The sequence below is a fragment of the Streptomyces sp. A1136 genome, from assembly GCF_004795055.1.
In the GTDB taxonomy this organism is placed as follows: Bacteria; Actinomycetota; Actinomycetes; order Streptomycetales; family Streptomycetaceae; genus Streptomyces.
In genome coordinates this window covers 1-13,837 of sequence record NZ_SSBJ01000081.1, presented here as the reverse complement: position 1 = coordinate 13,837, position 13,837 = coordinate 1, and the positions used below count along the sequence as shown (strand labels likewise).

At 73.3% G+C, this 13,837-nt stretch carries 16 protein-coding genes; 8 read left to right on the top strand and 8 right to left on the bottom strand.

Annotated features, from left to right (window positions below; genetic code table 11):
• From E6R62_RS36995 to E6R62_RS36975, 5 genes are all read right to left on the bottom strand, one after another.
• Positions 1–1,486, bottom strand: a 1,486-nt coding sequence (locus tag E6R62_RS36995; protein WP_240802122.1) for a DEAD/DEAH box helicase, incomplete at its 3' end; no start/stop codon positions are given.
• Positions 1,487–1,587: 101 nt separating this feature from the next.
• Positions 1,588–1,791, bottom strand: coding sequence for a cold-shock protein (locus E6R62_RS36990; RefSeq protein ID WP_008743912.1), 204 nt, complete (start codon positions 1,789–1,791; stop codon positions 1,588–1,590).
• A gap of 208 nt (positions 1,792–1,999) precedes the next feature.
• Entirely contained in the window at positions 2,000–3,157 is a 1,158-nt protein-coding gene (locus tag E6R62_RS36985) for an acetyl-CoA C-acetyltransferase (protein ID WP_136217838.1), read from the bottom strand.
• A gap of 20 nt (positions 3,158–3,177) precedes the next feature.
• Positions 3,178–3,792, bottom strand: a complete 615-nt coding sequence (locus E6R62_RS36980; RefSeq protein WP_136217837.1) for a TetR/AcrR family transcriptional regulator — start codon at positions 3,790–3,792, stop codon at positions 3,178–3,180.
• Positions 3,793–3,821: 29 nt separating this feature from the next.
• Complete coding sequence (locus E6R62_RS36975; protein ID WP_136217836.1) at positions 3,822–4,625, bottom strand: SDR family oxidoreductase; 804 nt, start codon at positions 4,623–4,625, stop codon at positions 3,822–3,824.
• Positions 4,626–4,680: 55 nt separating this feature from the next.
• Here E6R62_RS36975 and E6R62_RS36970 point away from each other — a divergent pair, with 55 nt between their 5' ends.
• Together E6R62_RS36970 and E6R62_RS36965 are read left to right on the top strand one after the other, a co-directional pair.
• Positions 4,681–5,826 (top strand): acyl-CoA dehydrogenase family protein, encoded by a 1,146-nt coding sequence (locus E6R62_RS36970; protein WP_136217835.1) that lies wholly within the window; start codon positions 4,681–4,683, stop codon positions 5,824–5,826.
• Entirely contained in the window at positions 5,826–6,830 is a 1,005-nt protein-coding gene (locus E6R62_RS36965; RefSeq protein WP_136217834.1) for an acyl-CoA dehydrogenase family protein, read from the top strand. The genes E6R62_RS36970 and E6R62_RS36965 overlap by 1 nt, the downstream gene beginning before the upstream one ends.
• On the opposite strand, the gene E6R62_RS36960 is transcribed toward E6R62_RS36965, so the two are convergent.
• Both E6R62_RS36960 and E6R62_RS42350 read right to left on the bottom strand, forming a co-directional pair.
• On the bottom strand, positions 6,811–7,545 hold the full coding sequence (locus E6R62_RS36960; RefSeq protein WP_136217833.1) for a class I SAM-dependent methyltransferase: 735 nt from the start codon (positions 7,543–7,545) through the stop codon (positions 6,811–6,813). The genes E6R62_RS36965 and E6R62_RS36960 overlap by 20 nt on opposite strands.
• Entirely contained in the window at positions 7,542–7,934 is a 393-nt protein-coding gene (locus E6R62_RS42350; protein WP_136217832.1) for an alpha/beta hydrolase fold domain-containing protein, read from the bottom strand. The genes E6R62_RS36960 and E6R62_RS42350 overlap by 4 nt, the downstream gene beginning before the upstream one ends.
• A 70-nt stretch (positions 7,935–8,004) precedes the next feature.
• Here E6R62_RS42350 and E6R62_RS36950 point away from each other — a divergent pair, with 70 nt between their 5' ends.
• Together E6R62_RS36950 and E6R62_RS36945 are read left to right on the top strand one after the other, a co-directional pair.
• The gene (locus E6R62_RS36950; protein WP_206308964.1) at positions 8,005–8,502 is read left to right on the top strand and encodes a PadR family transcriptional regulator; all 498 of its coding nucleotides are present in this window, start codon (positions 8,005–8,007) and stop codon (positions 8,500–8,502) included.
• Positions 8,503–8,557: 55 nt separating this feature from the next.
• Complete coding sequence (locus E6R62_RS36945; protein ID WP_136217831.1) at positions 8,558–9,058, top strand: pyridoxamine 5'-phosphate oxidase family protein; 501 nt, start codon at positions 8,558–8,560, stop codon at positions 9,056–9,058.
• 6 nt (positions 9,059–9,064) lie between these two features.
• Here E6R62_RS36945 and E6R62_RS36940 read toward each other — a convergent pair whose 3' ends face one another.
• Positions 9,065–10,345 (bottom strand): DUF1906 domain-containing protein, encoded by a 1,281-nt coding sequence (locus E6R62_RS36940; protein WP_136217830.1) that lies wholly within the window; start codon positions 10,343–10,345, stop codon positions 9,065–9,067.
• 419 nt (positions 10,346–10,764) lie between these two features.
• Here E6R62_RS36940 and E6R62_RS36935 point away from each other — a divergent pair, with 419 nt between their 5' ends.
• The 4 genes from E6R62_RS36935 to E6R62_RS36920 are packed head-to-tail and all read left to right on the top strand — an operon-like array spanning position 10,765 to position 13,634.
• A complete protein-coding gene (locus E6R62_RS36935) occupies positions 10,765–11,235 on the top strand; it encodes a hypothetical protein (RefSeq protein WP_136217829.1) in 471 nt (156 codons plus the stop codon).
• Between the two features lie 9 nt (positions 11,236–11,244).
• The gene (locus E6R62_RS36930; RefSeq protein WP_136217828.1) at positions 11,245–12,585 is read left to right on the top strand and encodes a hypothetical protein; all 1,341 of its coding nucleotides are present in this window, start codon (positions 11,245–11,247) and stop codon (positions 12,583–12,585) included.
• A 36-nt stretch (positions 12,586–12,621) separates the two neighbouring features.
• Positions 12,622–13,119, top strand: a complete 498-nt coding sequence (locus E6R62_RS36925; protein ID WP_136217827.1) for a hypothetical protein — start codon at positions 12,622–12,624, stop codon at positions 13,117–13,119.
• Positions 13,120–13,121: 2 nt separating this feature from the next.
• Entirely contained in the window at positions 13,122–13,634 is a 513-nt protein-coding gene (locus E6R62_RS36920) for a hypothetical protein (protein WP_136217826.1), read from the top strand.
• The last annotated feature ends 203 nt before the right edge of the window (positions 13,635–13,837 follow it).

The window sequence follows — 13,837 nt, the reverse complement described above, 5'->3', positions numbered from 1 at the left end:
CCTGGCCGGCGCTGCCGCCACCGGAGCGGCGGCCACGGCCGCCACCGGCGGCCGGAGCCGCGCCCGCCGCGGAACCCGTGCGCGGTCCGCCCGAGCGGCGGCCCGAACCGGACCGCGCCTTGGGCTGCGTGGGCTGCGGCACCTCCAGCACCACCGGGACGCCGGACGGCGTCTTGGCGCCGGTCAGGCGGGACAGTTCCTCGTCGGAGGACTTGATCTGCGCGGTGCGCGGGGAGATCCCGGCGTCCGACATCAGCCGGGTCATGTCGCGCTTCTGGTCGGGCAGGACCAGGGTGACCACGCTGCCGGACTCACCGGCGCGGGCGGTACGGCCGCCGCGGTGCAGGTAGTCCTTGTGGTCGGTGGGCGGGTCCACGTTGACGACGAGGTCCAGGTCGTCGATGTGGATGCCGCGCGCGGCCACGTTGGTGGCGACCAGCGCGGTGACCTCGCCCGTCTTGAACCAGTCCAGGGTGCGGTTGCGCTGCGGCTGGGAGCGGCCGCCGTGCAGACCGGAGGCGCGGACACCGTCGGCCAGGAGCTTCTTGACCATGCGGTCGACCCCGCGCTTGGTGTCGACGAACATGATCACCCGGCCGTCGCGAGCGGCTATACGCGTGGCCACGGCCTTCTTGTCGGTCTCGTCCATGACGTACAGGACGTGGTGTTCCATCGTGGTGACGGCGCCGGCGGACGGGTCGACGGAGTGGCCGACCGGGTCGCTCAGGAACATCTTCACGAGCTTGTCGATGTTCTTGTCCAGCGTCGCGGAGAACAGCATGGTCTGGCCGTCCGGACGGACCTGCTTGAGCAGCGCGGTGACCTGCGGCATGAAGCCCATGTCGGTCATCTGGTCGGCCTCGTCGAGGACCGTGATGGCGACCTCGTCGAGGACCGCGTCGCCGCGGTCGATCAGGTCCTTGAGCCGGCCGGGCGTGGCGACGAGCACCTCGGCGCCGCGCCGCAGGGCGCCGGACTGCCGGTTGATCGACATGCCGCCGACGACGGTGGCGATGCGCAGGTTCACGGAGGTGGCGTAGGGCGCCAGCGCGTCGGTGACCTGCTGCGCCAGCTCGCGGGTCGGTACGAGGACCAGCGCGAGCGGCGCCTTCGGCTGCGCGCGGCGGCCGGCGGTGCGGGCGAGCAGCGCCAGGCCGAAGGCCAGCGTCTTGCCGGAGCCGGTGCGGCCGCGACCGAGCAGGTCGCGTCCGGCGAGGGAGTTCGGCAGGGTCGCGGCCTGGATCGGGAAGGGCTCGGTGACGCCCTGGGCGGCGAGGGTCTTCAGCAGCGCCTCGGGCATGTCCATGTCCTCGAACGCGGCGACCGGCTGCAGGGCCGGGGTCAGCGGTTCGGGCATGGTGAATTCCTGTGGCCTGGCGGCGGGGGCGGACTTCTGCCGTCCCGCGCCAGCCTTCGGACGTCCCTGGGCCGCTCCTCGGCCCCGGGCGGGACGGCGGCTGGGTCGTGCGGAGCTGGAGCTGGTCATGCGAGAAAGCCCTCCTGAAACCGGCAGGTAAAACAAAGGTCGAAACAGCAGACAAGCCGGGGCCCGCACCTCGCGGTGCGGACCCCGGCATGCTGAAATACTTAGGCGGGGAGGATGTTCTCCGCCTGGGGGCCCTTCTGGCCCTGGGTGACGTCGAAGGACACGCGCTGGCCCTCGGTGAGCTCACGGAAGCCCTGGGTGGCGATGTTCGAGTAGTGGGCGAAGACGTCCGGGCCGCCACCGTCCTGCTCGATGAAGCCGAAGCCCTTTTCCGAGTTGAACCACTTCACGGTGCCAAGTGCCATTTTTAAATCTCCTGAATAGGCGGCAAGGGCCCCATCCGGAGATCCCGGTAAAAAACAAAGCGCCTGTCGGAGCATTCCCGTCAGGCGCACATAAGTTTCATGGGTACCACAACTGCAACGCGTCCAAAGCTAGCACACGGCCACCGGGGACGGTCAAGACCGACGTGTGACCTGTGTCCCCGGCGCCCCGGTGTCCCCGCCCGTCGCCCTACAGCCGCTCGATGATCGTCACGTTGGCCTGTCCGCCGCCCTCGCACATGGTCTGGAGGCCGTAGCGGCCGCCCGTGCGCTCCAGCTCGTGCAACAGGGTGGTCATGAGCCTGACCCCCGTCGCGCCCAGGGGGTGGCCGAGGGCGATGGCGCCTCCGTTGACGTTCACCCGGTCGGGGTCGGCGCCCGTCTCCTTCAGCCAGGCGAGGACGACGGGGGCGAAGGCCTCGTTGATCTCCACGAGGTCGATGTCGTCCAGCGACAGCCCGGTCTTGCGGAGCGCGTACGCGGTCGCCGGGATCGGGGCCGACAGCATCCGGATGGGGTCCTCCCCGCGGACCGACAGGTGGTGGACGCGGGCCCGCGGGCGCAGACCGTGTTCGGCGACCGCCCGCTCGGAGGCGAGGAGCATCGCGGCCGCCCCGTCGGAGACCTGGGAGGAGACGGCCGCGGTGATGGTGCCCCCCTCGACCACCGGCCGCAGGGCCGCCATCTTCTCCGGGGTGGTGTCCCGGCGCGGCCCCTCGTCGACGCGCACGTCCCCGTAGGCGACCGTCTCCCGGTCGAAGCGGCCCTCGTCGGCGGCGCGCACGGCCCGCCGGTGGGAGCGCAGGGCGTACTCCTCCATGTCCCGGCGCGAGATCCCCCACCGCTCGGCGATCAGCTCGGCGCCGTGGAACTGGTTGACCGGCGCGTCCCCGTACCGGGCCCGCCAGCCCGCCGACCCCGCGAAGGGACCCTCGGTGAGTCCGAGCGGCTCGGCCGCCTGCCGGGAGGCGAACGCGATCGGGATCATCGACATGTTCTGGGTGCCGCCGGCGACGACCAGGTCCTGGGTGCCGGACAGCACGCCCTGCGCCGCGAAGTGCACCGCCTGCTGCGAGGAGCCGCACTGCCGGTCCACGGTGACCCCGGGGACCTCCTCGGGCAGGCCGGCCGCGAGCCATGCCGTCCGGGCGATGTCGCCGGCCTGGGGGCCGACCGTGTCGAGACAGCCGAAGACGACGTCCTCCACCGCGGCCGGGTCCACCCCGGTCCGTTCCATCAGTGCCCGCAGCACGTGCGCGCCGAGGTCGGCCGGGTGGACGGCCGACAGGCCTCCTCCGCGCCGCCCCACGGGGGTGCGTACCGCGTCGACTATGTAGGCCTCGGGCATCGGGACTCCTCCGGGTCGGGTCAGGTTCGCAGGGCGATCCCGTCCAGCACCATCGACAGGTACTGACGGGCGATCTCCTCGGGGCTGTGCTGTCCGCCGGGGCGGTACCAGGAGGCCGCCACCCACACCGTGTCGCGCACGAAGCGGTAGGTCAGGCGGATGTCCAGGTCGGCCCGGAAGACCTCGGCGGCCACCCCGCGCTCCAGCGTTCCCAGCCAGGCCTGCTCGAACTTGCGCTGGGAGTCGGACAGGTAGTGGAAGCGGGGCTGCGCCGAGAGGTGGCGGGACTCCTTCTGGTAGATCGCGACGGCGGCACGGTGCCGGTCGATCTCGCGGAAGGATTCGGTGACGAGGGCCTCGATGGTCTCGCGGGGGCCGAGTCCGGCGGCGAGGACGGTGTCGTACCCCTCCCACAGTTCGGTGAGGAAGGCCGAGAGGATCTCGTCCAGCATCGATTCCTTGGAATCGAAGTGGTAGTAGAGGCTGCCGGCGAGCATGCCCGCGGCGTCGGCGATCTTGCGGACGGTGGTGGCGTTGTAGCCCTGCGCGGCGAAGACCTCCGCGGCGGTGTCGAGGAGTTCACGGCGCCGCTCGGGCGATGCGGTCACCTGGGTCTTCTTCTTGTTCGTTGGCACGCGCCCATTGTCGGTCGTCGGTCGCGCCGCTAGGCGTGCTGGCTGCTGACCGAGACTGTCTCGCCCGTCATGTAGGAGGAGTAGTCGCTGGCCAGGAACACGATGACGTTGGCGACCTCCCAGGGCTCGGCGTAGCGGCCGAACGCCTCGCGGGCGGTGAGTTCGGCGAGCAGTTCCTCGCTGGTGACCTTCGCCAGGTGCGGGTGCACGGCCAGGCTCGGGGCGACCGCGTTGACCCGTACCCCGAACCGCGCGGCCTCCGGTGCCGCGCATCGGGTCAGCGCCATGACCCCGGCCTTGGCGGCCGCGTAGTGGGCCTGGCCGCGCTGGGCGCGCCAGCCGAGGACGGAGGCGTTGTTGACGACGACTCCCCCGGCGCCGGCCGCCTTGAGGGAGCGCAGGGCGGCTCGGGTGCAGCGGAAGGTGCCGTTCAGGGTGACGTCGAGGACGCGGCCCCACTGTTCGTCGGTCATGTCCACGAGGTCGACGGTGCCGCCCAGGCCCGCGTTGTTCACGACGATGTCGAGCCGGCCGTGGGCCTGCTCGGCGTGCGCGAACAGGGCGCGTACCTGCTCCTCGTCGGTGACGTCGCAGGGCAGGGAGGTCACCCGGTCCGCCCCGAACTCGCCGGCGAGCGCGGCCTCGGTCTCGGCCAGGCGCCGGGCGTGGGCGTCGCCGATCACGACGCGGGCGCCTTCCTCCAGGAAGCGGCGGGCGGTGGCGCCGCCGATCCCGGCGCCCGCGGCGGCGGTGATGACGGCGGCGCGGTCGTGCAGCAGTCCGTGCCCGGGGGTGGGCCGGGGCGGGTGGGCGAACTCCTCGACGCTGCTCATGGGCGTACGTTAACCTACCTAACACTTGTTAGGGAAGCGAGGAGGAGGGCACCCGATGGAGCTGACGCACACGGCCGAGGTGCGGGCCTTCCGGGCCGAGGCCCGGGACTGGCTCGCCGCCCACGTGCCCGCCTCGCCGCTCCCCTCCCTGGAGACGGAGGAGGGGTTCGCCGCGCACCGGGCCTGGGAGGCGCTGCTGCACGCCGACCGCTGGGCGGTGGTGTCCTGGCCCGAGGAGTACGGCGGCCGGGGGGTGGACCTGGAGCACTGGCTGGTCTTCGAGGAGGAGTACTGGGCCGCGGGCGCCCCCGGGCGCGTCTCGCAGAACGGCATCAGCCTGCTCGCCCCCACCCTCCTCGCCCACGGCACGGAGCGGCAGCGGGCCCGGGTGCTGCCGCCGACGGCGAGCGGCGAGGTGGTCTGGGCGCAGGCCTGGTCGGAGCCGGGGGCGGGTTCGGACCTGGCCTCGCTCACCGCGCGGGCGGAGCGCGTGGAGGGCGGCTGGCTGCTGTACGGACAGAAGACGTGGTCCTCGCGTGCGGCGTTCGCGGACCGGGCGTTCGGGATATTCCGCTCCGATCCGCGGCCGGCCAAGCCCCACCACGGCCTGACCTACCTGATGTTCGACCTGCGGGCGCCCGGGGTGTCGGTCAGGCCCATCGGCCGGCTCGACGGCAAGCCGGCCTTCGCGGAACTCTTCCTCGACGGGGTGTTCGTCCCGGACGAGGACGTGATCGGCGAGCCGGGACAGGGCTGGGCGATCGCGATGTCCACGACCGGCAACGAACGCGGGCTGACCCTGCGCTCCCCCGGCCGCTTCCTGGCGGCGGCCGACCGGCTCGTGGCGCTGTGGGAGGCGGCCGGCGACCCGGGTGACACGGCGATGCGGGACCGGGTGGCGGACGCGGTGGTGGGGGCGCGCGCGTACGAGGTGTTCACCTGGGCGGGTGCCGCCCGGTTCGCGGCGGGCGAGGGCATCGGCGCCGAGTCCAGTCTCAACAAGGTGTTCTGGTCCGAGTACGACATCGCCTTGCACGAGACGGCGCTGACCCTGCTGGGCGCGGACGCGGAGCTGGCGGACGGCGCGTGGGCCGAGCCCTGGGTCTTCTCACTGGCCGGGCCGATCTACGCGGGCACCAACGAGATCCAGCGCGACATCATCGCCGAGCGGCTGCTCGGCCTCCCGAAGGGCCGCCGCTGATGCGCTTCCTGCCGACCGACGAGCAGAACGACTTCGCCCGCTCGCTGCGCGCCCTGTTCGGTGCGGCGGACGTACCGGCCGTCGCACGGGCGTGGGGCGCGGGCGACCAGGGGCCCGGGCGCCGGGTGTGGGCCCGGGCCGCCGCCACGGGACTGTTCGCGCTCGCCGCCGACGAGGCGTACGACGGGCTGGGGCCGCTCCCGGTGGAGTTGGCGTTGGGCTTCGTCGAGTGGGGCCGGTCGGGGATGCCGGGGCCGGCGGTGGAGACCGCGGCGGTGGCGGTGTTGCTGTCCCGGCTGGGGGACGGGGCGTTGGCCAAACGGTTCCTGCCGAGTCTGCTCGCGGGTGAGGCGCTCGCCACGCTGACACTGCCGGGCGGGGGCCCGTACGCCCTGGACGCGGACGCGGCGGCGTACCGCTTCCGGGTGTCGGACGCGGGTGGGCTGTGGCTGGCGCGGGCGCCGGGGGAAGCCCTGTCGTCCACCGACCCGACGCGCCGCCTGTTCCGACCCGCCGTCGCGGGGGACGAGCCGCTGGCCGACGGGCCCCGGGTGGTGGAGGCGGCCGGGGTCGCGCTGGACTGGGCGCGCCTGCTGACCGCGGCCCAGTGCCTGGGCGCGGGCGAGACGCTGTTGGCCCGCACGGTGGAGTACGCCAAGCAGCGCACGCAGTTCGGGACGCCGATCGGCGGCTTCCAGGCGGTGAAACACCGGCTGGCCGACACCCTGCTGGCCCTGGAGTTCGCCCGGCCGCTCCTGTGGGCGGGGGCGCTGTCGTTGGACCGGGGCGAGGTCGCGGCGGCGAAGCTCACGGCGGGTGAGGCGGCGTACGCGGCGGCGATGACCGCGCTCCGGGTCCACGGCGCGATCGGCTACACGCAGGAGCTGGACCTCTCGCTGTGGCTGCGGAAGGCGCGCCCCTTGCGGGACGCGTGGGGCACGCCGTCGCAGTGCCGTGCGGTGGTGCTGGAGGCGCGGCGGCCGCTCAGAGGACGGCCACGCTGAGCTGTACGACGTAGGGCTCCTCGACCGCGCCGTCGGGGAACAGGGACTCCAGGCGGGCCCGTTCGGCGTCCGTGAACTCCCGGGTACGGGCCTCGCCCAGCATCAGGAACGCGGAGTGGCTCGCGTGGTTGGCGAGGTGGGAGTCCAGCGGGACGCGCCGCGACCAGCGGATCTCGCGGGTGGAGAAGGGCAGGTCCGGCAGTCTGCGCGGTTCGCTGCCCGGGGCGGCGCCCAAGAAGGCCGCGATCCGTTCGTCCTGCCGGGCGACCCACGGGACGGTGTAGTCCATGTCGTTCCACCACAGCGCGAGCGCCCCGCCGGGACGCAGCACGCGGCGGGCCTCGGGGACCGAGAGGGCGGGGTCGGTCCAGTGCCAGGCCTGGGCGTACGTGACGAGGTCGAAGGCGGCACCGACCAGCGGCAGCCGGTTGCCGTCGCCCCGGACGAGCGGGATACCGGGGTGCGCGCGGCGGAACTCGGCGGCCATCCCGTCGCCGGGTTCGACGGCGACGACATCGGCGCCGCGCGCGCCCAAGAGCCCGGAGGCGATCCCGGTCCCCGCCCCGGCGTCGGCCACCCGCGCCCCCTCCAGCGGGCGCCCGGCCAACTCCTCCAGGGCGTCGAACAGCGCGTCGGGATAGCCGGGCCGGTGCGCGGCGTACAGGGAGGCGGCGGCGTCGAAGGAGCGTGCCCGGGTGCGGGGGGTCGTCGTCATACCGCCATTCTCGGGGCCACCGCCCGGCCCCCGCGGAGGAGTTCACCTCCCGCCGAAAGGGGAGCGCGGGCGCCGTCGTGTTCGGCGCGCCCCGCCCGCCGTGCCGCGGTCACGGCGCGAGCCAGGCCGCCGTCTGCGCCAGGGCCGAGGCCGACGTCGGAGGCGGCAGGCCCGGGAAGCCGTGGAAGACGCCCGGGTACAGCCGGACCGAGCAGTCGACGCCGGACCGACGCCGGCCGGCGCGCGTACGCCGGGCCCTCGTCCCGCGGGACGTCGCAGTCCGCGAGGACCATCAGGGTGCGGGGCAGAGCGGACCCGTCGGCGGCCGACACCGGCGAGACGTGCGCGTGGGACGGGTCGCCCCCGTACTGGTCCCAGTACCAGGCCATGTGCGCGGCGGTGTGGAAGTAGCCCCGCGCGAAGCGGTCGACGACCGGGACCGCATCAAGGCGTCCGGCGGTGGATAGACCAGCAGTTGACCGGCGACGAGTCCGGGCGCCCGCAGCGCGGTCACCGCCGCCGGGCGAACCCAAGCGTCTGGAGGAGGCCGGTTACGCCTCCTCGCGCCGGGTCGGTCAGGAGGAGGGGGCTCGCGACAAGCGGGCGTACCGGATCATCGACGCCGGTTCGGCGGCCGTACGGCGATGGGCGCGCGAGGCACCGGTCGATCCGCCCGTCCTCAAGCACGGACCGATGCCGCGGCTGTGTCCGGGTCACCTGCTGGAGCCCGAGCGGATGTGCGAAGTGCGGTGCGAGCAGCGGGAATTCGCGGAGGAGATGCGCCGACACGCGGAGGCGGACGCGGCCGCCGCCGGGAGCGCGGAGGGCCTGGGCGTATCCCACGCTCACCCTCAAGTGGGTGAGCGGTACTACGCCTGCGAGCGCGACCTCGCCGCCGCGATGCTGGACGACATCGAGGCGCTCGCCGCGGCGCGCGGCCCCGGGGACGGTGGCTGACTCGCGGCGGTGCGCCTGAGCGACGGTCACCGGGGGGCCGCGCTTTGATGGACGCATGACGACGAACAACTGGGCCGCGTTCGAGAAGGCGGCACCGGACTTCGCACGGACCGTCCGGGCCCGCTTCGCCCAACGGCCCCACCACGTCCTGGCCACCCTCCGCCGGGACGGCTCCCCGCGCCTGAGCGGGCTCAATGTCGACATCCGCGGCGGGGAGCTGTGGCTCGGCATGATGCCCGGATCGATGAAGGCCAAGGACCTGCGGCACGACCCTCGTTTCGCCCTGCACTCCAACCCCGGCGAGGACGAGTCCATGCCCGGCGGGGACGTACGGATCTCCGGGCGCGCGCTGGAGCTGCTGGACCCGCCCGAGTTGCACCGGTACGCGGAGGAGACGGAGACCCCGCACCCCTTCCACCTCTTCCACGCCGACCTGACGGAGGTCGTCCACGTCACCGTCGAGGGCGACGACCTGGTGATCCGCACCTGGATTCCCGACCACCCCGTGCGCACGCTGCGCCGTGGCAACGACGACGAGCCGCCGCGCGAGGGCTGACGCCCCTCAGGCGAAGGGGATCAGGTCCCGGCCCCGGCGGAGCGGCGGGAAGGCGGCCGGGTCGATGTCGAGCCGGCTGCGGTCGATGTTGATCGTGACGTCGCCGTACGTGGCGTCGTGCCCGCCGCGGAACTGGTGGGCGCGGCGACGGCCGGGCCACTGGCCGCCCCCTGCGGGCAGGCCCATATCGGCGTCCGTCACCGTCGCGGAAAGGTTCCAGCGGGCCACCCACAGCACGTCCGGCATGTCGTTGGGGGCCTGGTGGTAGTGGGCGCTCAGGGCCGGGACGCCCGACGCGGCGTGCACGTAGGCCGCCGAGCGGTAGCCGAGTGCGTGCAGCCGCGCCGTCCATGCGGTGAGGTAGGCGACGACGGGGGCGTCCCACGTGTCGCGGTCCGTGTAGTGCTCCAGGTCGTTGTAGAGCACCGTCCCCGCGCCCAGGCCCAGGGAGCGCGCCGCCTCGACCGCGCCCTCGGCGGCTTCGACGCCCTCGTCGGTGGCGTCGGAGGGATCGGTGGACAGGCCGGTGCTGGAGCTGTTCCAAGGCTGCGGACCGACCCAGATCGGCATCAGGTGCCAGCCCGCCGCGGCCTGGCTGCGTACCCAGCCGGCGGTCAGTCTCGGTTGGGCGCAGGCCCGGGCGCGCCCGCCGATGTAGATGCCGACCGCGCGGAAGGGGGAGTCGGCCCGCCAGGTGTCCATGGCGCTCTGGGTGGGGGCGGTGCAGGCGTCGAAGCCGGTTCCGTTGAAGGCCGGTTGGCCGGTGACGGGTCGTCGGGCGAGGGCGGGGGTGAGGGGGGCGGCCGCCGGGGAGCCCCCGGCGGCGGGGGTGATCGTACGGGCCCGGGCCAGGAGTTCCCGTACCGCGTCGGGGCTGTTCCCGTACGACACGGTGGCCATCACCCCGGAGGCACCGAGCGCGTAGCGGACCTCACGGCTGTCGCCGGAGGGCGCCGGCGGCATCTCGGCCCCGTCGGCGCGAACGGTCGGGATGTCGGCGCGCTCCGGGGCGCCGTCGAGGGGTTCCAGGTGCAGGGTGTCCGCGCGGCTGCGCACGGCCCGGCCGCTGCACTCGCCCTGACGTCCGGCGTGCCCGAGGTACAGGGTGGGCAGGTCGAGCCGTAGGCAGGCGTCGGGGTTCCGGTCGAGGTCGACGACGCGCCAGTCCGCGGGGACGGTGAGGCGCAGTCCGTGGTACTCCACGGTCCGCCCGTCGGCGGAGGCGGGCGGGGCGGGCGCGAGCAGGGCGGCGCCCAGCAGGGAAGCCAACATCATTCGGGACGGCATGGGCCCCAGAGTTACCAGACACGCGGTGGCCGAACCGCGCCGTTCCCCGGGGCCGGTGGGCCGTCCGGCCTACACCCCGAGGGTGGCGCGCGCACCGCTCCGACCGCTCGGGGCGAGGTCCCTTCCCCCTCCCTCGTACCGGCGGGTCGGCCGACGCGTCGGCACGGCGGCGCGGTCGGCGGACGGGGGTGGCGGTCACCCGCACGAGCGACCCGTGTCGGCCCCGTCGCCACGCGATCCGGCGCCGCTTCCCCGGTCCGGTGGGTGAGGCGGGGTTCGCCGCGCGCCGGCCCGGGTTGCCGCCGTGCGGGCCGGAGTTGGCGGGCCCGCAGGTCCGATCGAGATGTGTACGGGGGGACTTGGTCCGCCCACAGGAGCCGTGCATATGATCGGGCCATTGCCGACGGGGAGGCTCAAACATGACGGGCGATTTCGAGCAGGAACGGGACCCGGGCGCGGGCGCCACGGACGAGCACGTGGGCATGCGGCTGAATCACGTGCCGCCGGAACCATCGGGTCCGGGCCCGTCGTCCCCACCCGTGTACGGGCCGTTCGCCCCGGGCAAGGGCCCCGGCGACTTCGCCTCGACGCCCGCGCAGAAGCAGGCGGCGGCGGGCACGATCGAGAACGAGCTGCAGCCGAACACGAAGACGGCCGCCGAGCACGCCGACGAAGCCCACAACGCGGCCCACAAGGGCTTCGACGGTTGGGACACCGCCGCCGGCCTCAAGAAGGTGGCGGACACCTGGGACCAGCAGGTGAAGAACCTGATGGCCCGGCTGGACGCGGAGAAGGGCGCCTTGCGGGGCGCCTCGGGCCTCTTCCAGCGCAACGACATCGGCCTGCACAACCAGTTCACCGCTTCGCGCTCGAAGCTGAACAACCTGTAAGGGGTTCGGGTGCCGAACTACTACGAGGTCATGAACACGAACTTCGGCCTGCTGACGACGGCCGCGGGCAAGTGGGAGGCGATGGCGGGAGAGCTGAACAAGGTCGAGACCCGCTACGGCGAGACCGTCCAGAAGATCACCATGGGCGACCAATGGGCCGGTGTCAGCGCCGGTTCCGCCAAGTCGGGCTTCGCGGGGACCCGTTACGAATACTCGGCCGCGCAGATCCAGGCCAAGGCGATCGGCGGCCTGCTGCGGGACGCGCACGAGAAGTTCACCGACCTCAAGACCAAGCTCGACAGTGCGCGCGCCGACGCGATAGCCGCCGGCATGACCGTCTCCGAACAGGGCCACGTCGCCTTCGACTGGGCCAAGCTCACCCCCTCCGAGCGCAGCGCCTACCACCACGACCCCGACGGCGAGGCCTCCATACGCACGGCCGTCACCAAGTGGCAGCAGCACATCGACGACCGGGTCAAAGCCGTCACCGAACTCGACCAGAACGTCAAACTGGCCATCGAGGCCGCCGTGGTGGACAGCAACAAGGACGCCCTCGGCAAGGGCGCCGACATGTCGCTCGCCGGGTTCAACGCCGGCGCCCAGGGCGATCTGGACAAGGCCGTGAAGGAAGCACGGGCGGCCGCGAAGGCGAACGACGCCGACGTCAAGACGCACGACGACGGCCTCAAGATCACCGGACCGGACGTGGGCTTCAAGGTGAGCGGTGTCAAGAACGGCAAGGAGGGCTCGGTCAAGGCGTACGCCGACCTCTTCCACCTGAGCCAGGCGGGGGAGGCGACCAAGGGCGGGGTGAAGTTCTCGGATGTCTACGACGTCTACGGGGGCGCCCGGGCCACCGCGAACTACGGGTTCACCAACAGCGGCCTGAGCGGCAAGGCCGAGGTGTCGGCGGGTATCCGCGAACTGGTCGGCGGCAAGGCCGAGTACGGGTACGCCGGCGCCTACGAGCGGACCGAGGTCTTCGCCGGCGGCGAGGCCGCGGTCAGTGCCGGGGCGGGGAAGGACGGCTTCAACGCCGGCGCGAAGGCGTTCGCCGGCGCGAAGGCCGGCGTCACCGGAGGCGGCGAGGTCGCCGGGCTCGGCGCCGGTGCGACGGCCGAAGGCTGGTACGGCGCGGGCGCGGAGGCCAAGGCGACCTTCGGCAAGGGCGACGACGGCAAGTGGCACATCGGCGGCAAGGTGGGTCTGGCCCTCGGCGTCGGCGGCTCCGTGGGCGGTGAGTTCACGGTCGACCCCGGCAAGGTCGGCGACGCCTTCGGCGATGCCGCGGACGCGATCGGTGACACCGCCGGGTCCGTCAAGCACACCGTCGGCGGCTGGTTCGACTGATGTACGTTTCCCGTCTCCACGGAAAGAAGGCCGACGATGCCCACGACACTGCCCGTGCCGATCGAATTCGACCTGCCGGAGGGCTGGCGGGCCGCGCCGCCGGACGAGGTCGGCGCGCCGGAGGTGGCCTTCGTCGCCCTGTGTCCGCGGCCGGATGACGGGTTCACGGCCAACATCACCATCGACGGCGACCTGCTGGCGGACGGGACCACACTGGAGGAGCTGGCCGACGCTTCGGTGGTGCGGGTGCGCGGGGCCGCCGAGTCCGTGACGGTGGCCGCCCGCCACGAGATCGGCTCCACGGCCTCGCCGGGCCTGACGCAGCGGCTGACCGTGACGGCCGTCGTCGCCGGCGTGCGCCGCGAACTCGTCCAGTCCCAGGTCTACATGGCCCTCGTCGACGCCACGGACCCGCACAGGCGGGCGCTGGTCCGCTCGATCCTGACGGCCACGGCCGCCCAGCACGACGACGTCCTCCCCGACTTCCAACGGTTCCTGCGGACGGTACGCCCGGACACCGGGGCGGGGGCCTGACGATGGGGTTGATGGACCGGTTCACCGGCACCCGGTACCCGGACGACGGCGCGGCGCCGCTGTCCGCCCCGGAGGTCCGCGAGGCGCTGCTCGCGGTCAACGGCCCGGACAAGCCGTACGTCGTGCGCAACGCGCGGCCGGCGGAGAAGGCGGACCTGGTGGCCGAGTGGCGGGTCCTGGAGCCGGCCTGGCGCACCTTCTTCCTGACCTCCCGACCGGACCGGACCCTGAAGACGAGGATGCGTCTGGTCCCCGGCAAGCACGAGGTGCGGGCGCTCGACGAGCAGGTGGAGATCACCTGGGTCGGGGACACGCCCCGACTGGCCGTGTCGGCCGAGTACGGCCGCGGGCAGACGACCACGGTGTCCAAGCGGTGGACGATCGAGCGGGGACCCGACGGCCGCCGCAGGCCGGTGGAGGAGTTCTCCTTCGACACGCGGGAGATGAAGGTGCCGCTGCAGAAGGCGGTCCTGGGCGCCGGGTGGACCTGGCGCGGGGTCCTGTTCCGCCTCTGACCGGGCGGCCCGCCGCGCCCACGGGACGCCACAGCGCCCGCCAACCCTGGTCGGGGACATGGCGGGCGCTGTGTCGAGTGCCGCACACCGTTGTACGGACCGTATGAGGGGCCCTCCCCCGCGGGGGAGGGGGACCCGCTCCCGACGGCCGGAGGCCGACGCAGCCGGGCGAAGCCCGGAAGGCCGCCCACGGCCGAACGGAG